The organism is Mesorhizobium sp. BR1-1-3, from assembly GCF_020165455.1.
GTDB classification, from domain to species: domain Bacteria; phylum Pseudomonadota; class Alphaproteobacteria; order Rhizobiales; family Rhizobiaceae; genus Mesorhizobium; species Mesorhizobium ciceri.
The window spans coordinates 84,138-104,584 of record NZ_JAIUIC010000014.1; the positions used below are offsets into that span (position 1 = coordinate 84,138).

Here is a 20,447-nt window from a genome sequence, read left to right on the forward strand (position 1 = left end):
GTCGCCGATGCCAACGGTAATCAGCCAGACTCGCGCTGTCACCGTCCTTGAACAGCTTCTCTGTCGCAGTTGCTTTCTCAGTCGCATCGTCCCCTCGTAACGACCAGAGAGCAATAACACCGGACTACGGCCTCGGTTGGTCGACGGTAAATCCTTTACAAGTCCCATTCTGCAAACCGCCACGCAGACGATCGTGGATTTGTATCCGCGTCAATCACGAGCCAAGAGAGCGTCCGATACTGCATCCAGCAATGCTCTGGTATCAAATGGCTTCTGAAATACTCTAGAAACAGAAGCTTCAGTCACTCGCCTTTGAGTCGCCAGTTCCTGTCTGCCTGTGATGAAGATGACGGGGAGGTTGGGAAGTCGAGCATTTACCCTCCGCTGCAGTTCGACTCCATCCATGACCGGCATGCCGATATCAGTGATCAGGCAGTCTACTTCCGACAGCCGATCACCCTGGAGGAGAGACAAAGCAGTGTCATAGGGACGCACCTTATGCCCGGCAGATTCCAGGAGATCTCCCAGGGACTCTAGTAGATACGGGTCATCGTCCACGATCGCGACGACCCACTGACGAGAATTCACTTCACAAAGCTCCTGCATGGCGAGAATGAGTTATCGGAATATCGAGCATGGCTGCAATCCGCACCAGATCGGCAAGTGAGGCAGCCCGCATCTTCTGCATGACCTTGCCTCTGTGAACCTGTAGCGTCACCTCGCGTATTCCGAGTTCTGCCGCCGCCTGTTTGTTCATTAGCCCGCTGACGACGAGCGGAAATACCTCCCGCTCTCGGGGTGTAAGTTCAGCAAAGCGGCGTCGGAGAACGGCCAATTCGTCCTGCTTCGAACGGCGCTCCCGATCTCTCTCAATGCCAGCTTTGATAGCTATGAGCAGATCCGACTCCTGGAAGGGCTTCGTGAGGAAATCAACGGCACCCCGTTTCATCGCCCTGACCGTCGAAGGGATGTCCCCATGGCCCGTAATAAACACAACTGGCGGATGATCGCCGCTGGCGATCTGTTCGTGAAACTCAAGCCCGCTTACGCCGGGGAGCTCCACGTCAAGCACGATACAGCTTGGTAAGTCGGGCCGACGGTATTCGAGGTACTCGCTTACCGAGCCCACTGCGACACACCGGAAGCCCGCCGATGCGAGGAAGTCACTGATCGACTCCCGAACATGGATATCGTCGTCCACGAGAAAGATGACCTGGTCGGAACCTTCCACGCCGATTTCTCCGTTCCCTGCCATAAACCAAGCGGCAAGCCCGCCCCTTTCGCTAGACTAGCAGACATGGGAGGCATGAGATGTAATAGAAAACAATAATTGCGGGCCTTCTTCAGAGTGCCCCGCTATCCCTCGATTGCGGTGAATGATGATCAAATCACCGCAGGTCGGTTTTCTCTATGCCGCGAGACAGGATTTTCAGCGCGTTCGGAGTTGCGGCAATTGTCAAGTCGTGCCTTGTTGCGCGCTACTGAGGCGTTCGTCGCATTTGACTCTCGCTAAACGTTCAGGATTTGGACCGAGTGTGGCATGCGCAGCAGTCCGCGTTGTTCACGATTGTCGCACTGCCGAACATGGAGTCGCATGATCAACCATGTCGACTGTCATTCGGACGATACGGCCGCCGAACTTCGACATGTTTCGACGAACTAATCGGCGCGGCGCGGGCGTAACGACCACTGCGTGGCCTGCTGACCTCAAAGGGGTGGCGGGGAGCCTGCGGCCGAAGCTACGAGCGCACCTATGATCATTAGAAGAACACGAGCCTACTAACCGCCGGCGACTATCCATAAACCGGCGAGCGCCGTGAGGCCGCCAGCCATTTGGGCGACCCAACGTTGCACTCCGTCAATCGCAGGCCGCGATAGCCCAAGACCTATCCTCACGCCGAGGGTATGAAGCAGAGTAGTCGCGATGACAAACCCTACCAGGAACGGAAACGCTCCCGCTTCACCAAGTTCACCGCCATGTGCGTACCCATGGAAAAATGCGAAGAAGCCGACCAATACCATTCCCACCGATGTTGGAACTTGAAGTGCTGCGAAAGCCAGCAGACCGAGAATGAGAACTGACGCTGCAACGACGGGCTCTGCGAATGGCAGGTCACCACCGAGCATGGACACAACGAAGCCGACGACCATGGTTCCGACAAACGCTGAGGGGATGAGCCATGTGGACCGCCCACCGAGCAGAGCAGCCCACAAGCCCACAGCGATCATCGCCAGAATGTGGTCGAGCCCAAACAAAGGATGAGAGAAGCCTGCGAGAAGCGAGCCATGCTCCTCCGGGTTAAGATGTGCGAACGCCGGCATGACGTTGAACATCAAGGTTACGGTTATGACAAACAGTTGTTTCAACATGTCGAATTCCTTTCTCGGCTCTCAAAATTCTATGTAAGAATCGGAGCTCAATGCTTGACTCTCGTTTGGGGAGCCTTAAGCAACGACCGGCGGCATATAAGGAAAGATCGTTGACGGTTTCGACGTCACAGACTCCTTGCCGATGCCGAGGCGGATCGGCGCGTTGGCCGCGATGCTGCACATGACATCGGCGGCATTGTCCGTCAGCGAACGGCCGTTCCACTGTCCAAATCCGAATGTCGCCTGCGTGCCTACCTCGTAGGGCAAGATGTTCGGGAAGAAACGATGGGCGACCGTCGAACCGTAGCCTGCAGGGTCCTCCGAGGTACCGTTGGCGGCGACGACCGCCGCGATGGCGTTGGCAGTCCGGAGACCGTAAGTTGCAAAATCGTCGGCCGGCCGGCCGGCGTTCAGCCTGTTGCCCAGATCCTCGTCGAATTGCGTGAACAGCGGGTGGATCATCGGCAGTCCGATGCGATTGATCGGGCGCCAACCGCCCGCGTCGGTGGCTAACGTCGCAACAGCCCACACGCCGAGGCGCTTGCTAATGGCCCCGATCAGCAGTTCGTCGTCGGGAACCTCGAGCACGATCGAGTATACCGTGTGCCCGGCAAAGAGATTTCGGGCCTTTGCCGGATCCCATCCGACAAGGTTGATCACTGTGCCGTCCTGGAATGCGTGGCCTACCGCGTGAAGGACGTCAGGATCTATCCAAAACGGGTCGGCGGCCTTTCCCGCCCAGAAGCGAAGCCCATCGGCCGTTGTCGCGCCTCGGTTGGTGACCCCATCGATGATCGCCACCCCGGGCGAGTTCGGATCGCTAGCATCCGTCCCATCGATCCGACGCAACATAAAGCGTTGATTGCCATCCGCGTCCGCAGCATCGAATGTTACGCGAAAGGTGATGTCCTCGATCGCATCGCCGTCGAGATCGATCTTGAACTCGTACATTCCCTCCGGATGGTACCCAGGCACCGGAAGTTTGCCAAAAATCGAATGGCAGACATTAATCGCGAATACCGTGCCTGTCGTCCCACGAAAGACATAGAGGTCAGTGATGTCGAGGCGGATGTCTTGGCGTGCGATCGGGGAATCAAGATGGTGGGACATAACGATCTCCAAAAAAGCTCTACCGGCCGGGCCAGGCGAGTGACGTAGGGTTCAACAGTTGGTCGCGAAAAGCCCGGCCCGGCCGATGTTTTGAGCATGTCGCGCTCGGTCGGCGCACGTCCGACAGTCTTGGCCTGTCCAGAAGTGTGAGCGTTCCCCAATGCCTGCATGGGCAAAGACAGCGGCCTGGAGAAGGCGTACGGAACGTCTTCTCCAGATTGGGTGCTCGACTACTAACCTTTCAGAAAGGACAGGATTTCCGGATTGAACACGTCTGCATGGATGGTAAAGGCGCCGTGGGGGTAGCCAGGGTAAAGCTTCAGCGTGCTGTTTTTGATCAGCTCGTGCTGGAGCACCGAAGCATCCTTGTAGGGAACCACTTGGTCGTCCTCTCCCTGCATGATCAGGGTCGGCACGGTGATCGCCTTCAGGTCGTCCGTTTGGTCAGTCTCGGAAAAGGCTTTGATGCCTTCGTACTGTGCAATTGCGCCACCCATCATACCTTGGCGCCACCAATTCTCGATTACACCCTGCGAGACCTTGGCGCCAGGCCGATTGTAGCCGTAGAACGGGCCGGAGGCGACGTCGAGATAGAACTGCGACCGGCTGGCCGCTAGCGCCTTGCGAAAGCCATCGAACACCTCGATCGGCGTACCTCCAGGATTGGAGGGGGTCTTCAGCATCAGGGGCGGAACCGAGCTGATCAAAACGGCCTTGGCGACGCGGCGCTGCGGCTCGCCATATCTGGCTACATAGCGGGCAACCTCGCCGCCACCCGTCGAGTGGCCGATATGGATGACATCCCGGAGGTCGAGATGCTCGACCACGGCGGCGGCGTCAGCGGCGTAATGGTCCATATCGTTGCCGGTGGCTACCTGGGTCGAACGGCCATGGCCGCGGCGGTCGTGGGCGACGACTCGATATCCGTTCGCCAGAAAGAATAGCATCTGGTTGTCCCAGTCGTCGGCAGACAGCGGCCAGCCGTGGTGGAAATGGATAGGTTGGGCACTTTTGGGGCCCCAGTCCTTGTAGAAGATCTCCGTGCCGTCCCTTGTCCTGACGTATCCGCTGCTCATTAGATGCTCTCCTTTAGAAAGAGGGTTGGCGTCCTGCGCGGACGCTGGAACGGGAAGCAGGGGCGTGGCCGCAAGGATCGCCATACCGGCCACCATCTCGCGGCGATTGAATCCGAATGCCGGAGTAAGTGCTTGTACGTCCATGTCCATCGCCTCCAGGGGTTAAGTTCACGGTTGGAGGCTAGTCAGGAAACGGCAGAGCGAGAATCGTACCATTGGTTTTTTCGACTAGACATGAGCACAATCCGAACGGCTGGCTGGCCAGCTAGAATGGACCATCACGTGCTGTCAAAAGCCTCCCAAGGCGAGAGAGATTACATTCATTTCCCGTCGTCGGCGTCGCATAAAATCCACGATGAGAAAGCTGTGGCGGAGGGTAAATGCGTATCGGCTTTGTCGAATGGCCAGACGGCCTGCAACCTCGCGGTTCGCTTTGGACCGATATCGCTAGACGCGTTCGTAGCGAGCGGCCCGACTTACTCATCACGAACGAATTGCCATTTGGAAATTGGATTGCCTCAGGCAGCCGTTTCAGTGCGGTCATCGCGACGGCTAGCATTGCGCTCCACGATCAGGGTTTAGCGGCGCTGTCTGCTTTGGAGGTGCCGACGGTACTGACCTCGCGCCCGATTTGGGAAGAAGATCGTCTTGCGAATGAGGCGGTGGTGATCGAGGATGGCCAGATCCGAGCAATACACCGAAAACAGTATTTTCCAGCGGAGCCCGGATGGCACGAGACCGAGTGGTATGCCACCGCCGCGCGCGACTTCACGACGACGCAGGTTGGCGGCGTTATGGCGGGTGTGCTCTTATGCACCGAGGCGATGTTCAATGAACACGCTCGCGCATATGGACGCAACGGCGCCAGCCTAATTGCTCTGCCGCGCGCAACTGGCCCAGACTACCGGTCCTGGCAGATCGCCGGCGCGATGGCTGCGCTTGTGAGTGGCTGCTACGTGGTCAGTTCAAACCGGAGCGGCCGGCTTGGACATCAGGGGCCGCTCTTCGGCGGTCGCGGCTTCGCCTTTGCTCCCGGCGGGCGACTGCTTGCAACGACATCATCTGACCGACCAATCGTCACTATCGAGTTGGACGCTGCAAGGTCTTCGCGGGCGCAGGCAGACTATCCCTGCTATGTCACGGAACCGGCACGCCAGTGACTTCAGCATACAGAGAACGCCCACGACGGATGTTCGCGAATACATTTGATCTGGTCGTGATTCAGATCCTTCGACGCACTCAACGCATCGGCGACGCCCCATCAGGTCGACCTAAGGGCGGTAAAATGGGGCCAGCTTCGCTAGTCAGACTCACTGGGCGGATAAACCACACGTCCATGCTCTATAACAACCGCACCTGCGGTGAGCGTCGCCCGGCTCATTTGCCCCAGGCCCATCAGGTGACAAACGGCGTGGCCGCGTGAAATAAGATGGTCCGCGATTATTCGTCGATGACAACGCCACCAGACGGCCTCCGAACACATCACCGCCAGTTTGTTTGTGCTGCCTCGTGAGATCAGCGCGTCGAGAGAGTCTTGAAAAGCGTCTGATAGTGCATAGTCCGCGTAGTTGTGAAAACTGCGATTTCGCCAAAGCGCATTGCAGCAATCAGGCACGTCGACTTGCCACTGTCGGCGGCCACCCAAGTCAGCAAAATACTCATAAGAAATACTGTACGCGCCCAGAGTGATCGGCAATATGTCTATGTTGTACTCGGGATTACGGCGCGACCGGGGAAACGCTCTCACGTCGGCAATCAGGTCTATAGAGGCGCGTTCGAGAATCGCCGCGAACTGGCGAAAAGAGCGTGTAGAATGGCCAATTGAATAGAACTGCATGATCACAGCTTTCTGGAGAGCGCCCTCTCTCTATGGGCTGCGATATGATCCGTTCTGTCACTCCTTATTTCATATTGCGGCTCTTCGTTGGAGGCGTGATGGGTGTATCCCTTGAAAACGAAATCCTCTTCATGGATTCGTATGATACTGCCGCTCGCAGATCCCGCTTCCGAGTTCCAAGTGACGTGATCGCCAATGTGATATTTCGGCATGGTTCACCTTTTCATCATAAAGATCTTGTTAGTGAAGAACTCGGGCTCGGTCTTTTCAGGTGAATGGGTCGGCCTTCGGATTCAACTCGGCTCGAGCGGCCCACGACTTCCATCTTGACTTCGAGAAAGTGATGCCAAGCACCCCGAACTCGCGGCCGATGCGGACTGCTTCACGCAGTCGACGAGCAGCGTCGCGCCCCGGTCCCCCCCGCCGGATGAAGCGCTGCACGCGGTCGCATTGGACTCGACCGCCGGCGTCAAAGATCGACTCGGCCAAGGCCTGCGCGCAGGCTTCGTCCCGCCCCTGCACGAAAGCGGCTTCACCTTCCGCGGCGAATACCTCCACCGTCGCCCCGAGCCCGGTGCTCGGTTCGGTCACGAGGACGCGCTTTCCAACAAGTCCCATGTCCATGGTGTGATCTTTACTGACTTGAACAGTGGTTGGTCGCCGGCGCTAGGCAGCCAGGTCCGGAGCAATGGAAAGGACGACACGACCCATCGTACGGCCGTTCTCCAAAGCTTCGTGTGCCGCGCCAACACCGCCGAACAACACCACCCGGTCGACATGAGGGTGCAGCTCGCCGCGATCGACCATCCCGGCAACCCGCCGCAAGACATCGGTCTGTCTCAGCCGGCGAAGATGATCGCCCGCGATCTGCGGCTGTCCGATATTGACGAAGCGGACGTCGAGATTGTTCCATTCCGCTGAATCGTTGCTTCCCTTCGGCCATGGCGAGACGACGGTGTTCACCAGAGTGCCGAACGGCGCGGCGTGGTCGAAGCTTCGCGCAAAATTCTCGTGCCCCACGAAGTCGAAGACGATATCCGCGCCGGCTTTTCCGGTCCAACGGCGCAAGGCGGCGGCAACGTCCTCCTCGCGATATTGGATCGCCAGTTCAGCACCCAGTGACAGCACGAAGGCAGCTTTTGCGTCGCCTGAGACGGTTGCCGCGATACGGGCGCCGAGCTTGCGCAGGTATTGTATAGTGATATGTCCAAGTCCTCCTGCGCCGCCATGCACCAGGGCGAAGCTACCCGGCTTGGCATCGGCCTTCTCGAATACTGCCTCCCAGGCCGTGAGCGCCACCGTCGGCAACGCCGCTGCCTCGACGAAGCCTAGGCTGACGGGTTTCCGCGCGGCATAATGCCCGTTGAGCACCTTGTATTCGGCGTAGCTGCCGAAATTGCCGGCATAGCCGCCATCGACATACCAGACGGCGTCCCCGGGACGGAGATGGGTGATTGCCGAACCCACCTCTTCAATAATCCCAGTACCGTCAATGCCGAGGATGGTGAATGCGTCGCGCGGGCCAGTCCCATACACCGCGCCATTGCGGCGGTTCTGCCAGTCGGCCGGATTGACCCCCGCCGCCATCACGCGAACCAGAATATCCGTATCGTTCGCAATGCGCGGCCGGGCGATCTCGCGCGTTTCCATGACCTCGGGTCCGCCCGCCCGCGTCATTACAAGCGCCAGCATCGTCTCAGACATCGACCGCCTCCCTCTCGCTACATTCGATCGCATTGATTAGACTCTGGAGGTCAACCGCGCCGTCCAAGGTCTGTGCGAGGCGGGCGTTGTTCCTCAAGTCGGAGACGGGACGCGGGGAACTCAGGCCCACGCTCAGCGATGGCACTTCCTGAAGGCGTGTGGCACCGTAGGCCTCCGGAGGCCACTCGCAGAAGACGATCTTACCTGCTTCGAGCAATCGGATTGCGAGTTCCCTGTGCTGCGTCACCGTGACCGCGACGACGACACCTACGCCCGGATCATTGACGAGCGTCTCGTTCGTATCGGCGTGTGGGATGCCAAATCCCTCGGCTGCAACCTTTATTACCTCCACCCGGTTGCTGCTGATGGTGGTGACGCGATATTCGAGCAGCCTTTCATCCGCCGCCTTGTGTGCGATCGTCGGCCAGCCATTTTCGGGGTGCACTCCGATAATTCCGACATGAATCGGATTTCCAACCATGATTGCCTCCTACGCGTTGGTGACTTCGAAAATCGCCCGGCGAAGCGTCATGCGCGCGAGACGCCAACCGTAGGGGCCAAGTCGCCATAGCTCATGATAATGTCCGTAGCCCTTGATCCGAGCCGGAAGACCGGCGGCCGCTCCAGGAAAGACAAGCACGTCCTCCATCGACCAAATGGCGGTGATCTCCGTTTGCGAAATCTGATCGATTTCGTCGTTGTGAAGCTGGTGGATCGAGTGCGAACCTTGAATGTAGCTCCGCATGGCGTCCATATAGCTCTCGCGATCATCGAAGCTTGCGATGAGCTCGCCTTCGGTGCTGAAGACCCGAACCTCGACTGTCGGCTCTAAAAGGGAGGCGAATTGTTCCAGGTCTCGGGTATCGACGAAACGGCAGTATCTCGCCTTGGCACGTCGGACCTGTTCGATGTCAGTTAGTTGGGAATTCATTGCTCTACTCCTTTTAGATGCATGTAAGTCGGGGTAGACCCACGCGATTAGCTGTCAGATCGGCCGATCCGGTCGTCTGAAGGTACAGTCCGGCTCGCTCTGTGGTTTGGCTGTTCCAGTATTCATAGGGATGACTGGCACGCAGCTGGATGCGTCGATGACGCTCGTCGGCCTCCGGGCCGTGGCAATCGACTTCAGTTCAACACGAGAATTCAGTAGCCAGACGACGTCTTCGGCCTGTCGGGCTACCGCGGCGACGGAAGCTGCGGGAAGGTCGATCTCGCGGCACCCTGTCACATTGGACTACGGCTCCGGGTGAACAGCACCGCCACCGCCGCCACCAGCAAGATGATGCCAAGGACGTAGAACGTGTCGGAGAAGGCCATGATCAGGGACTGCTGCCCGATGAGCTTCCCGAGAAAGGCCTCCGCCTGGTGGCGTGCTAGACTCTCGTCTGAGACACCGCGCGACATAATGTATTCCGTCATTCGAGATATGAACTGCTCGGTGGGCTCGCTGTAGGGCGTGACAGACTGCCCGATAATGTTGGAATGGAATTGCTCCCGCCTGGTGATCAGTGTTGCCAGCATGGCCGTTCCCAGCGCCCCACCGAGGCTGCGCATCATATTGAGAACCCCGGACGCCGCACCGGAGAGTTCGCTAGGTATGCCGACCATCACAATACCGGCAAGCGGAGCAAGGACGATGGCCTGGCCGAATGCACGGATGAAATTCGTGGTCACGAACTGATCGCTGCCATCATTCACGTTAAGATGCGTGTTCATGAAACAGCTCGCTGCAAAGATCGCGAGCCCGGCGCAGACGATTGCACGTGCGCTCAAATGCTTCTGCAACCAGGGAACGAACGGAATAATTACCAGTTGGGGCAGCCCGACCCAGGCCAACACCATACCAATCTGCTCGGAATTGTACCCTTGGACTTGGCTCAGATAGGCCGGGAGCACATAGACCGAGCCAAACAGCGCGACGCCGACCAGCATGTTGGCTAAGGTTCCGAGCGCGAAGTTACGGTGGGCGAGCACCCGCAGTTGAACGGCAGGCCTCTCAACGGTCAGCTCTATGGCGACAAAGACCGCAAGGGCGACGACGGCAACGATCGATAGATGAACGATGAGCGGCGAGCCAAACCAGCCATTCTTGTTGCCCTCGTCGAGCACGGTCTGGAGGCAGGAAAGCCCAACAATCATGAAGGCGATGCCATACCAATCCCCCTCCTTCAACAGCGAAAGGTTCATCCTCTCCCGCTCGAGGGTTGGAAAAAGCAGGCCGAGCATCAGGACTCCCGGCACGAGATTGACGAAGAAGATAAACTCCCAGCCATAGTGCTGGGTGAGGTAACCGCCGATAGTCGGTCCGATCGCAGGCCCAAAAGTGGCCGTGAGCGCAAATGCTGCCAAGCCAACCGGCTGCTGGCGTTGTGGCAAGGACGTCAGCACGCGGGTGAATGCCATTGGGATCATCACGCCGCCGGCGAAGCCCTGAAAACCCCTGAGGACGATCATCTGCCCGAGGCTTGTCGTGAAAGCGCACGCGACTGAAAAGAGGAGGAACAGGCAGGTGCTGCCGAGCAGAAACCTGCGGAACGAAAACACTCGCGTGAAGAAATCCGTCAGCGGGATCATGATGATTTCTCCGATGAGATAGGAGGTGGATATCCACGTTCCGTTGTCGGAGCCCGTACCAATCCCGCCCTCGATCTCCGGAAGCGAGGAATTGGTGATCTGGATGTCCAGCACAGCGATCAACGCGCCGAGCATGCATCCGAAAATGCAGATCCAATCGCGGAAAGTCGCACCCTCCCTGTCGCGATGCGATGTCATCGGTAGGGTCTCGGTCATGGCTGGTTTCGAGACCTGCCATGCTCTGTATCTGGCGGCGGTTGGCTAACGGTGATCGTGGCGGTGACTGACATTCCGGGCAGGAGCAACCCTGCGAGAGGATCATCCCGGTCTATTGCGATCTTGACGGGGATCCGCTGAACGATCTTCGTGAAATTTCCGGTGGCATTGTCGGGGGGCAGGAGCGAGAACTCTTGGCCGCTGGCCGGCGCGATGCTGTCAACGATGCCCCTTACGGGGGTGTCGGCGAAAGCATCAACGTCGATCCTGACCTTCTGGCCCGAAGTGACCTCGGAGAGCTGGGTTTCTTTGTAGTTGGCGACCACATAGATACCGTCGAGCGGGACTACCGCAAGTAGTTGCATGCCAGGCTGGACGTAGAGGCCCACCCGCAACTGGCGCATACCGACAACGCCTTCGCTGGGCGCCCGCAAAACCGTGTAGCCTAGGTTCAGTTCTGCCTCCTCGAGTGCTCCTTGGTTGTGCTGCAGAGCAGCATTTGCTTCATCAAGCTGGGCCGCGAGAGTGCCGACCTCTCGCCGCACCGCCTCCAGGGCTGCCTTGTCCTTCGCGACCAATGCGTTCGCGGCGCCGATCTGGGATGCTGCCTGCTGTGCATTCTGGACGGAGCCATATCCCCCCTTGGCAAGCGTTTCGAAGCGTTCGTCATTTTGCGCGGCATAGACCTCCGTGGCCTGGTCGGCCTTTAGGGTGGCATCCGCCTCGTCGATGAGGGCGCGCTGCTCAGCCAACTGGGCGTCGATGCTCACGATTTTCGCCTTCGCCTCGGCGACGTCTGCCTTCGCCTCATCGACGGCTGCCTTGAAGCTGCGCGGATCGATGGTCGCCAACACGTCGCCCGCCTTGACCTTCTGATTGTCTGCGACCAGCACAGTGGCGAGGTAGCCGGCGACTTGAGGTGCAACTGGCACGATGTGGGCCTCCACATAGGCATCGTCGGTCGATTCCTCGAAACGCCAGACCGTCCAATACTGCCGGCCGGCATACGCAGCGGCGGACAACGCAGATAGGGCAGCAACGCCAAATGCGACGATGCGGAGCGCGCGGACAAATCTCCCCTCTTTGGCACGCGGTAAGGTCAATGCTACGACCTCCGTCTCCGGTTTGCCGGGATGATTGATATTCATGATTCCTCCTGCCGGGGAGGCCGGCCCATCCGGGGCGCGCCCGGACCAATGCTGGTTCGTCTCGTTACATTCAAAGAAGCGATTCTCGCGGGAAGACCTCGGCGGCCGCTGTATCGAGTTGGTTCTCCCGACTGGCCGCACACCTCTGCAGGTGATGGAATCCTCGCCTCAATGAGATCAGAATTCTGAGAACTGATCGCCGGCAGCGACCGCCGATGCTCCCGGCCTTTGAAGGGTCATTTGGCCCTCCCGCGTCACATCCTTCGTCACTGTGGCGGTGACCGTGGCCCTCTCCTTGGCCGCCACTAATGTGGCCCCCGTCATGAGCCAAGGCCGCCAAACCCGAGCCTGCCGCTAACAGCGCGGCCCAGGCAATTGTTATCCAAACATGTCGTACGTTTGGCATCGTCGTACTCCTTGCGGCCCACGCTTTGGGAGGAAGCGCCGCAAGAGTGTATTTGCCGTCGACTGAGCGAAATCATACTTGCGTCCAGCGATGCCAGACGTGAGGTCATGGATTGCGCATCTCGGCGAGAACGACGAGCGATATCTCATACCGTATTTCCGGACTTTCCCCTCCGGCGGGGCGGCTTCAAGAAGGAACGGCAGACTCCCCATTCTCAATTGAGATCCTACGGCGGAGGGTATCAGGAGCAGCAGAATCGTCGCCTTCTTAGGCGCGCCGAGTTCATTGGCGGGTCCAGGTCATGTGTCTAGTTCTGCCGAAACCATTGGGGCCTAAAGGCGCTAGTCGGCGAGGCAGAAATTGACGAACACCGGTTGAGAGCGTGCCTGATCCCTGCAACGGTCAAAGACGAAACGCAGCATGCCTTTGGAAAAGAACCTGCCTCCCGCGTGTGGCATCGTTGCGGCACGTAAGGCACACAATCTGCCGATCCACGAACGGGTCGGTACCAAGTTATTGACGAGGAGAAGCCCATGTCCAGCGTCCATCCAGTTCGCGCACTTTCCGCAGCGCTCGAGGCTGCGAGGACGAATGCTGTCGAAACCATCGCGGCAGATGGCGGGCCTCTGTCATCTTCAGTTCTAGCTGAACTCGCCATGTTGCAAACTGCACTGACGGCCACCCGCCAAACACTCGATGAGCATGGAACCCGATTGGGCTGGGGTGGCGACGAGGGGGCCGTGGATCAGGCGGTTCTAGAACTCCATTCAATCAGATAGCTGGATTGCCAGTACGCAGTGATCGGCTTCCTTTCGTTGTGCCAGAGTTTGCCGTGTTATTATTCGACAATCCGTAGGTCCGCACTGACTGGCTTCGCGTCTCTTTGAAGTTTGGAGCAGCCAACAGTTAAAGGCGTGCAGCCGGAGCCGCCAGCATCATTTGGACCACAACTGCCAAGCGTCAGGTTTTCCTTAGCAACTCGGGACGACCTGCGCTTCCCATTGTGAACGAGCGCGACGAGGACCAAGGTTGTCGACGCACCACAGCAAGCGGGCAAATTCTTACCAGGGCAATCACCTGCCACGGCATGTCGGTTGGACGGTTTCAGCGTGCTATGGAATCGAAGGAAACAATTGTCCAGAAGCTCTGCACGTTCCCGCGGTGAAGCGTCGCGCAACTCCGGCGGCGGCTGGTCGAATGTTATCCAAAATCCTACGTCCTCTGGTCAGTAATTGAACTGACGACAGGGCGAGGCAACACTAGGGATCGGAACGACGTGGTAGACGTTTCTGCAAGTCATAGCTTCGTGGCACATTCGCGCGACGACGGAACGCGCGGCCGGTTGGAACAGTCGCAACTTGACGCGTTGCTTTCGAGCATTCGGGCATGCCGCGTGTGCGTCGAGGAGTTCGGCCATGAACCGCGCCCGGTGGTGCAGGTGGCCCCCGGCACCCGGCTGTTGATCTGTGGACAGGCGCCGGGGCGACGCGTGCATGAAAGCGGACTTCCGTTCGATGACCCGTCGGGTGACCGGCTGCGCGAGTGGCTTGGAGTGGATCGGCGCGCCTTCTATGCGGACCCGCGTATCGGCGTGGCCCCCATGGCGTTCTGCTTTCCGGGGACCAATCCCAAAGGCGGCGACTATCCGCCACCGCCCAGGTGCGCCGCGCTCTGGCGGCAGTCGCTCGTGGCATGTCTGCCGAAGGTGGAACTGACGGTGCTGGTCGGCGCTTATGCTCAGCGGTGGGCGTTGGGAGACACGCCGAGGCGTTCGATGACCGAGACCGTCGCGGCATGGCGCACCTATGGGCCTGCGGTGATCCCGCTGCCGCACCCCTCCTGGAGATGTGCAGGCTGGCTGCGGCGCAACTCATGGTTCGAGAATGAGTTGGCGCCCTATCTGCGCGTTCGGGTCGCTGCCATTCTAAGCGGCGCCATTACCCTTCATGAACCGGCCACACGCTCTCGATAAGGCAAGCCCGCGGCGACCTTCTCCGCGCAGATCGCGAGAACCGCAGGCGTGACGTTATCCGGGCCCAAGCACACGAGAGACCGCCATCCAATGGACGATCAAATAGTCGGCGATGTTTCGGCTATGGCATCTCCACCAGAGCACTTCGGAACACACGACCGTGCATTTCGGCGCTTGTTCAGGTCGATCGTCGGACACGACCAGTTCGACGTCCCTGAGGCCTCACGCTTTCAAGCCGACGAGAAATCCCGCCAGGTCGAGCGGTTGTCGCGATTGGCCATCTCGATGGCTCTGGCGCCTTCCGTCCCAGTCAATCCCGACGGACATCAGCACCCGCCTGGCCCATGACAATGCCGACTTCGCAGACCTTCTCGTAGCGAGCATCAACAATGAGGTAAGGGAACGGCTCCTGGAACGGGCGATTGGCAAAGGCGGGGAGGCTCTCGTCCAGCGGCTTGCGCCCGCTCGGAAAGCTAGTAGCGCCCGAACAACTCCGCCGAGAAGCGGCCCTGCCGGTTCTGCGGCACCCTGAGACCGCGCTTGCCGGCGCGCGTGACGAGCGTGCGACCGTAATGGCCCGAACGATAGGCGAGCCGCTCCGGCGTGCGCTAGCATTTCTCGGCTCCAAGCACCTCATCCATCTGGCCCTCCAGGACTTCCTGCAACACCGCGCGGATCACATCGCGCAGCCCATCAGGGCTCGAAAGCAGAATGTCTTTGACGGCGGCGTTGGCGGACTTACCTTCAGCTCTGGTCATGGTGGCGGAACTCGGTGACGTTGAATATCACCAGCCTGCCATGACCGCCCTTTCTCAGCGAATTTGCAGAACTCACAGCACACAACCTTGTCTCGCGGCCCAGCGAAAATGAAACTGCAGGGCTGGCGGCGTCCGGGCGCTGACCGCCGTGACGCCCCTCGCTGGCCGATGAAGAGCCCGTCCTTTCCGGGCATTCAGAAAGAAAACCCGGCATTTGCAGAAGACCAGACGGCTTTTCGGGGCCTAGGTTGGCGCAATTGAGCACGCATTGAGCTCGCTGACCAAGGATCATCCCCATGACCACCAACGCCCTCCGCCTTCGCGCCGCACCGCTCCGTACCCCTTCCGATCTCGGCGAGAATGCCGTGACAGATATCTCTGCCGCTCTCACCGGGTTGCTAGCCGATACCTTCGCGCTTTACCTCAAGACGAAGAATTTCCACTGGCACATGTCAGGGCCGCACTTCCGTGATTACCATATGTTACTCGACGAACAAGGCGAGCAAATCTTCGCTATCACCGATGACATCGCTGAGCGCTGTCGCAAGATCGGCGGCACCACGCTCCGCTCTATCGGACAGATCGCGAAGGAGCAGCGAATCTCCGACAATGACGCGGCCTATGTGACGCCACACGACATGCTGGCCGAGCTTGCCCAAGACAACCGCACCTTCATAAGTCTCCTGCGCGCCGTGCACGCAGTGTGCGAGGAGCACGACGACGTCGCGACGACCAGCTTGATCGAGGTTTGGATTGATGAGGCCGAGCGCCGTACCTGGTTCCTTTTCGAAGCCGGGCGGATGGCGGACTGACCCCCAAGGCCATGGACCGTCGGCGCGGAATGGCGTCGCCCCGATCTGCGGCAAGCGGTCGCCGCTTGCGACTTCCCGTTGCTCTCTCACAGGAAAATGCCATGTCCCGCCCACCGCTTCCACCCTTCACGGAACAAACCGCCATAGAAAAAGTGCGCTCAGCCGAAGACGGCTGGAACACGCGCGACCCGGGCCGTGTCGCGCTCGCCTATACGGTTGACAGTGCCTGGCGTAATCGCGCCGAGTTCGTGACAGGCCGGGAAGCCATCGAGGGTTTTCTCACCCGCAAATGGAACAAGGAACTCGATTACCGGCTGGTAAAGGAACTTTGGACGTTTGCGGGAAACCGGATCGCTGTCCGCTTCGCCTATGAATACCATGACGACAGCGGCCAATGGTTCAGGGCCTACGGCAACGAAAATTGGGAGTTCGATACGGAAGGACTGATGCGCCGCCGGATCGCCAGCATTAACGAACATCCAATCGCGGAGTCCGAACGCAAGTTGCATTGGCCTTTGGGTCGTCGCCCCGACGACCATCCTGGTCTCAGCGGTTTCGGCTTCTGATCTGACGCGTGGTCGAGGGTTGGCGACCGTTTTCGCGCTACCCACTGATAGGCCAGCAGAGCCGCTTCGGCGTGCCGCTCGCGCGGATCGGAAGATGTCGCGGGCGGTTCGACGACTGGCGGGGCTTCGCTGACAGGGCCGGCCGGTAGCTGAATCCACACAGGGGCATAGAAATGAGTGGCAAGAAGCGTATTGAGCGTTATGACGAGGCCGCCGGCGGCTGGGGTGCGCTGAAGGCGCTCGGCGAGCACCTGGTCGAGCAGGATATTGCGATCAAGGGCGCGACAACGCTGCTACGCATGAACCAGCCGCTTGGCTTCGATTGCCCGGGCTGCGCTTGGCCAGATCCCAAACACACTTCGCCCTTCGAATTCTGCGAGAACGGCGGCAAGGCAGTCGCCTGGGAGGTGACGGCGAAGCGCTGCACGCCGGAGTTCTTCGCAGCTCACACCGTCACCGAGCTTTCGACATGGAGCGACTACGAACTCGAAATGGTCGGGCGGCTTACTCATCCGATGGCCTACGACCAAGCCAGCGATCGCTACTTGTCGGTGAACTGGGACGACGCCTTCGCCACGATCGGTCGGCATCTGGGCGCCCTTCCCAATCCGAATATGGCGGAGTTCTACACCTCCGGTCGCACCTCCAACGAGGCCGCCTTCCTCTACCAGCTCTTTGTGCGCGAATACGGCACCAACAACTTTCCCGACTGTTCCAACATGTGCCACGAGGCTACCAGCGTCGGCTTGCCGCTGTCGCTCGGCGTCGGCAAGGGCACGGTGCTGCTGGACGATTTCGACAAGACTGACTGCATCTTCATCTTCGGCCAGAACCCCGGCACCAACAGCCCGCGCATGATGACCAGCCTGCGCAGTGCCTCGCGACGCGGCGCAACCATTATTTCGTTCAATCCGTTCCGCGAGCGGGCGCTGGAGCGCTTTCAGGCGCCGCAGAGCCCGATCGAGATGACGACGCTGACGTCCACCCCGATCAGCTCGCGCCTGCACCAAGTCAAGGTCGGCGGCGACATCGCAGTGCTCAAGGGCTTGATGAAGGTGCTAGTCGAGGAGGATGAGCGGCTGCGCGCCGAACACCAGATCGAGGCCCTTGACTGGGATTTTATCCGCGGCCACACCGTCGGCATCGAGGCGCTCGTCGCCGACCTCAAGGCCACATGCTGGGAAGACATCGAGCGGCGGTCGGGCCTCACGCGCTCGGCGATCGAGGAAGCCGCCCATGTCTATATGAAGGCGAAGAGGGCGATCGTCGTCTATGGCATGGGCATCACCCAGCACCGGCACGGCGCGAAAAGCGTCCAGCAGCTTGCCAATCTTTGCCTGCTCAAGGGGAATATCGGAAAGGAAGGCGCCGGCTTGTGCCCGGTGCGCGGCCATTCCAACGTCCAAGGCGACCGTACCGTCGGCATAACCGAAATTCCGACCCCTGAATTCCTCGGCCGGCTGGGACAGCGTTTTGGCTTCGAGCCCTCTGCTGAGCATGGACACAATGTCGTCACCGCGCTGGAGGCCATGGTCGAGGGAAAAGCGCGCGTCTTCATCGGCATGGGTGGCAACATCGTCGCTGCCATCCCAGACTGGCAGGTCACGCAGGAGGCGTTTCGCCGTCTCGATCTCACTGTTCACGTCTCGACCAAGCTTAACCGCAGCCACATCATCCATGGCCGCGACGCGCTCATCCTGCCCTGCCTAGGCCGCACGGAGGTTGACCTGCAGGCGGCAGGCCCGCAATCCATCACCGTCGAGGACTCTATGTCGATGGTGCACGCGTCGACCGGCATGAACGAACCTGCCTCCGAGCACCTGAAGAGCGAGCCCGCGATCGTTGCAGGCATGGCCCGCGCCACCCTCGGGATGCGCTCAGTGGTGGACTGGGAGATCTTCGTCGCCGACTACGACCTGATACGCGACGCCATCGAAGACGTCTTTCCGATTTTCGAGGGCTACAACGCTCGCATCCGCGTACCCGGCGGCTTCCACCTCCCCTCGACGGCGCGCGAGCGTATTTGGAATACGGCTACCGGCAAGGCGAACTTCATGCCGTTCGATGGGCTCGGCGAGGATAACGCATCCGATGCGGACGTTTTGTGGCTCACCAGCGTGCGCAGCCATGACCAGTACAATACCACGCTCTATTCACTCTCAGACCGCTATCGCGGCGTGTTTGGCCAACGCGACGTGCTGTTCATAAGCGTCGAGGAAATCGAGAAGCGCGGCTTCAAGCCGGGCGACCGCGTCGACCTAGTCACCGTTTCAGACGACGGCGTGGAGCGAGTGGTTCGCAATTTCAAGCTGGTCGCCCATGCATTCCCGGCCGGCGGCTGCGCGGCCTATTACCCAGAGACCAATCCGCTGGTGCCGCTTCACGCCCACGATCCAATGAGTTTCACACCCTCCTACAAGGGCATTCCGATCCGCATTGTGCGGGCGCAGGTCCAGGTTGAGGTGGCTTGACCATGGATGCCGTCATCCTTGCCCGACTCCAGTTCGCCTTCACAATGGGCTTCCACATCCTGTGGCCGACGGTCACGATCGGGCTCGCCTGCTTCGTCGCGCTACTGAGCGGCCTTTGGTGGCGCACCGGACGCGAGGTCTATCGCGATCTCATGCGCTTCTGGATTTCCATCTTCGCGCTGGCCTTCGGCATGGGCGTCATCACTGGCCTCGTGCTGAGCTACGAGATCGGCACCAACTGGGCTGGCTTCTCGCGCTCGGTCTCCAACGTCCTCGGCCCGCTCTTCATGTACGAGGCGCTGACCGCCTTCTTCCTCGAGGCCGGCTTCATCGGCATCGTGCTGTTCGGCCAGAACCGGGTCAGCAGGGGACTGCATTTCTTCGCCTGCTGCATGGTGGCGGGCGGCACGCTGACGTCGGCCACCTGGATCCTCGCCGCCAACAGTTGGATGCAGACGCCGCAGGGCGCGGTGGCCGACGCCAACGGCATTTTTCATGTCGTCGACTGGTGGCAGGTCATCTTCAATCCTTCCTTCCCGTACCGGCTCGCCCACATGGTCTGCGCCAGTTTCATTACCGGCTCCTTCGTCGTGGCCGGCGTCTCTGCCTTCCATCTTTGGCGCAGGCAGCATGTGGAGGCCAGCCGCCTCGCTTTCTCGCTGGCCATGTGGATGGCGCTGGTGCTCACCCCGACGCAGATCCTGCTGGGCGACCTGCACGGACGCAACACGCTTGCCTATCAGCCGATAAAACTCGCCGCGATGGAAGGGCTGTGGGACACCACCAAGGGACCCGCGATGACCGTGATTGCCTGGCCCAGCATGGAGGAGCAGCGCAATCTCTACGCGATCGACATCCCGCATCTTGCCAGCCTCTATCTCACCCATTCCTGGGACGGCGAGGTCGAGGGCCTGAAGGCGGTGCCGCGCGAGGACCAGCCCTATGTGCCAATCGTCTTCTTCGCCTTCCGCATCATGGTCGGCATCGGGCTGATCCTTCTCGCCACCGCCGTCACCGGCGCGGCGCTGCGCTGGAGCCATCGCCTCTACGACACACGCTGGTTCCAACTGATCACCATGGCGACGACGCCGCTCGGCTTCATCGCGGTGCTCGCCGGCTGGACGACCACCGAGGCAGGCCGCCAGCCTTGGGTCATCTATGGCCAGTTGCGCACCATCGACGCGGTTGCGCCGGTCGCGGCCGGCGCGGTGGCAACGACGCTTGCCATCTTCGTCGTTGTCTACATGGTTCTTCTGCTGGCTTTCCTCTGGTTCGCCGGACGCATCGCCATCCGCGGGCCGCGCGATACCAGCGCTAGCGATCCGCGCCTTGTCCGTCCGGGCCTCGACCGGGGCAGCCCGGCGATCGTCGGGTCGGCTCCGGCTGTCGCGCTCGCCGACAAAACCCGCCTCGCATCAGGAGAGTAA

The 20,447-nt window shown here is 60.0% G+C and carries 19 protein-coding genes and 1 pseudogene; 6 read left to right on the forward strand and 14 right to left on the reverse strand.

Annotation, left to right across the window (positions count from 1 at the left end; translation table 11 throughout):
* Positions 1 to 210: 210 nt before the first annotated feature.
* The 5 genes from LB559_RS26590 to LB559_RS26610 all read right to left on the reverse strand — a co-directional run bounded on the left by LB559_RS26590 (position 211) and on the right by LB559_RS26610 (position 4,556).
* Complete coding sequence (locus LB559_RS26590; RefSeq protein ID WP_224675348.1) at positions 211 to 588, reverse strand: response regulator transcription factor; 378 nt, start codon at positions 586 to 588, stop codon at positions 211 to 213.
* A 1-nt stretch (position 589) separates the two neighbouring features.
* On the reverse strand, positions 590 to 1,231 hold the full coding sequence (locus LB559_RS26595; protein ID WP_224675349.1) for a response regulator transcription factor: 642 nt from the start codon (positions 1,229 to 1,231) through the stop codon (positions 590 to 592).
* A gap of 548 nt (positions 1,232 to 1,779) precedes the next feature.
* A complete protein-coding gene (locus LB559_RS26600) occupies positions 1,780 to 2,370 on the reverse strand; it encodes a HupE/UreJ family protein (protein ID WP_224675350.1) in 591 nt (196 codons plus the stop codon).
* A 75-nt stretch (positions 2,371 to 2,445) separates the two neighbouring features.
* A complete protein-coding gene (locus LB559_RS26605; RefSeq protein WP_224675351.1) occupies positions 2,446 to 3,480 on the reverse strand; it encodes a DUF4331 family protein in 1,035 nt (344 codons plus the stop codon).
* 233 nt (positions 3,481 to 3,713) lie between these two features.
* Entirely contained in the window at positions 3,714 to 4,556 is an 843-nt protein-coding gene (locus LB559_RS26610; RefSeq protein WP_224675413.1) for an alpha/beta fold hydrolase, read from the reverse strand.
* A gap of 380 nt (positions 4,557 to 4,936) precedes the next feature.
* Between LB559_RS26610 and LB559_RS26615 the strand changes: the two genes are divergently transcribed.
* Entirely contained in the window at positions 4,937 to 5,716 is a 780-nt protein-coding gene (locus LB559_RS26615; RefSeq protein WP_224675352.1) for a carbon-nitrogen hydrolase family protein, read from the forward strand.
* A gap of 140 nt (positions 5,717 to 5,856) precedes the next feature.
* On the opposite strand, the gene LB559_RS26620 is transcribed toward LB559_RS26615, so the two are convergent.
* The 8 genes from LB559_RS26620 to LB559_RS26655 form a co-directional block, all read right to left on the reverse strand.
* Positions 5,857 to 6,393 carry a DUF488 family protein gene (locus tag LB559_RS26620; protein WP_224675353.1) on the reverse strand — a complete coding sequence of 179 codons (537 nt, stop codon included), beginning with the start codon at positions 6,391 to 6,393 and terminating at the stop codon, positions 5,857 to 5,859.
* Positions 6,394 to 6,395: 2 nt separating this feature from the next.
* The gene (locus tag LB559_RS26625) at positions 6,396 to 6,605 is read right to left on the reverse strand and encodes a DUF2945 domain-containing protein (RefSeq protein WP_224675354.1); all 210 of its coding nucleotides are present in this window, start codon (positions 6,603 to 6,605) and stop codon (positions 6,396 to 6,398) included.
* Positions 6,606 to 6,660: 55 nt separating this feature from the next.
* A complete protein-coding gene (locus LB559_RS26630; protein WP_224675355.1) occupies positions 6,661 to 7,017 on the reverse strand; it encodes a hypothetical protein in 357 nt (118 codons plus the stop codon).
* A gap of 42 nt (positions 7,018 to 7,059) precedes the next feature.
* On the reverse strand, positions 7,060 to 8,097 hold the full coding sequence (locus LB559_RS26635; protein ID WP_224675356.1) for a zinc-binding dehydrogenase: 1,038 nt from the start codon (positions 8,095 to 8,097) through the stop codon (positions 7,060 to 7,062).
* On the reverse strand, positions 8,090 to 8,578 hold the full coding sequence (locus LB559_RS26640; RefSeq protein ID WP_224675357.1) for a Gfo/Idh/MocA family oxidoreductase: 489 nt from the start codon (positions 8,576 to 8,578) through the stop codon (positions 8,090 to 8,092). The genes LB559_RS26635 and LB559_RS26640 overlap by 8 nt, the downstream gene beginning before the upstream one ends.
* A gap of 9 nt (positions 8,579 to 8,587) precedes the next feature.
* The gene (locus LB559_RS26645) at positions 8,588 to 9,028 is read right to left on the reverse strand and encodes a nuclear transport factor 2 family protein (RefSeq protein WP_224675358.1); all 441 of its coding nucleotides are present in this window, start codon (positions 9,026 to 9,028) and stop codon (positions 8,588 to 8,590) included.
* A 293-nt stretch (positions 9,029 to 9,321) separates the two neighbouring features.
* Positions 9,322 to 10,887, reverse strand: a complete 1,566-nt coding sequence (locus tag LB559_RS26650; protein WP_224675359.1) for an MDR family MFS transporter — start codon at positions 10,885 to 10,887, stop codon at positions 9,322 to 9,324.
* Positions 10,884 to 12,035, reverse strand: coding sequence for an HlyD family secretion protein (locus LB559_RS26655; RefSeq protein WP_127269550.1), 1,152 nt, complete (start codon positions 12,033 to 12,035; stop codon positions 10,884 to 10,886). Before LB559_RS26655 ends, LB559_RS26650 begins: the two co-directional genes overlap by 4 nt.
* A gap of 1,748 nt (positions 12,036 to 13,783) precedes the next feature.
* Here LB559_RS26655 and LB559_RS26660 point away from each other — a divergent pair.
* Positions 13,784 to 14,413 (forward strand): uracil-DNA glycosylase family protein, encoded by a 630-nt coding sequence (locus LB559_RS26660; protein WP_224675360.1) that lies wholly within the window; start codon positions 13,784 to 13,786, stop codon positions 14,411 to 14,413.
* Between the two features lie 99 nt (positions 14,414 to 14,512).
* Here LB559_RS26660 and LB559_RS26665 read toward each other — a convergent pair.
* Positions 14,513 to 15,171 (reverse strand): annotated as a pseudogene (locus LB559_RS26665) (transposase); the annotation flags it as partial.
* A 296-nt stretch (positions 15,172 to 15,467) separates the two neighbouring features.
* Between LB559_RS26665 and LB559_RS26670 the strand changes: the two are divergent.
* The 4 genes from LB559_RS26670 (at position 15,468) to LB559_RS26685 (ending at position 20,447) form a co-directional block, all read left to right on the forward strand.
* Positions 15,468 to 15,983, forward strand: a complete 516-nt coding sequence (locus LB559_RS26670) for a Dps family protein (protein WP_224675361.1) — start codon at positions 15,468 to 15,470, stop codon at positions 15,981 to 15,983.
* Positions 15,984 to 16,084: 101 nt separating this feature from the next.
* Positions 16,085 to 16,549 (forward strand): DUF1348 family protein, encoded by a 465-nt coding sequence (locus LB559_RS26675; RefSeq protein ID WP_224675362.1) that lies wholly within the window; start codon positions 16,085 to 16,087, stop codon positions 16,547 to 16,549.
* Between the two features lie 173 nt (positions 16,550 to 16,722).
* Positions 16,723 to 19,020 carry an FdhF/YdeP family oxidoreductase gene (locus LB559_RS26680; RefSeq protein WP_224675363.1) on the forward strand — a complete coding sequence of 766 codons (2,298 nt, stop codon included), beginning with the start codon at positions 16,723 to 16,725 and terminating at the stop codon, positions 19,018 to 19,020.
* Between the two features lie 2 nt (positions 19,021 to 19,022).
* Positions 19,023 to 20,447, forward strand: coding sequence for a cytochrome ubiquinol oxidase subunit I (locus LB559_RS26685; RefSeq protein WP_224675364.1), 1,425 nt, complete (start codon positions 19,023 to 19,025; stop codon positions 20,445 to 20,447).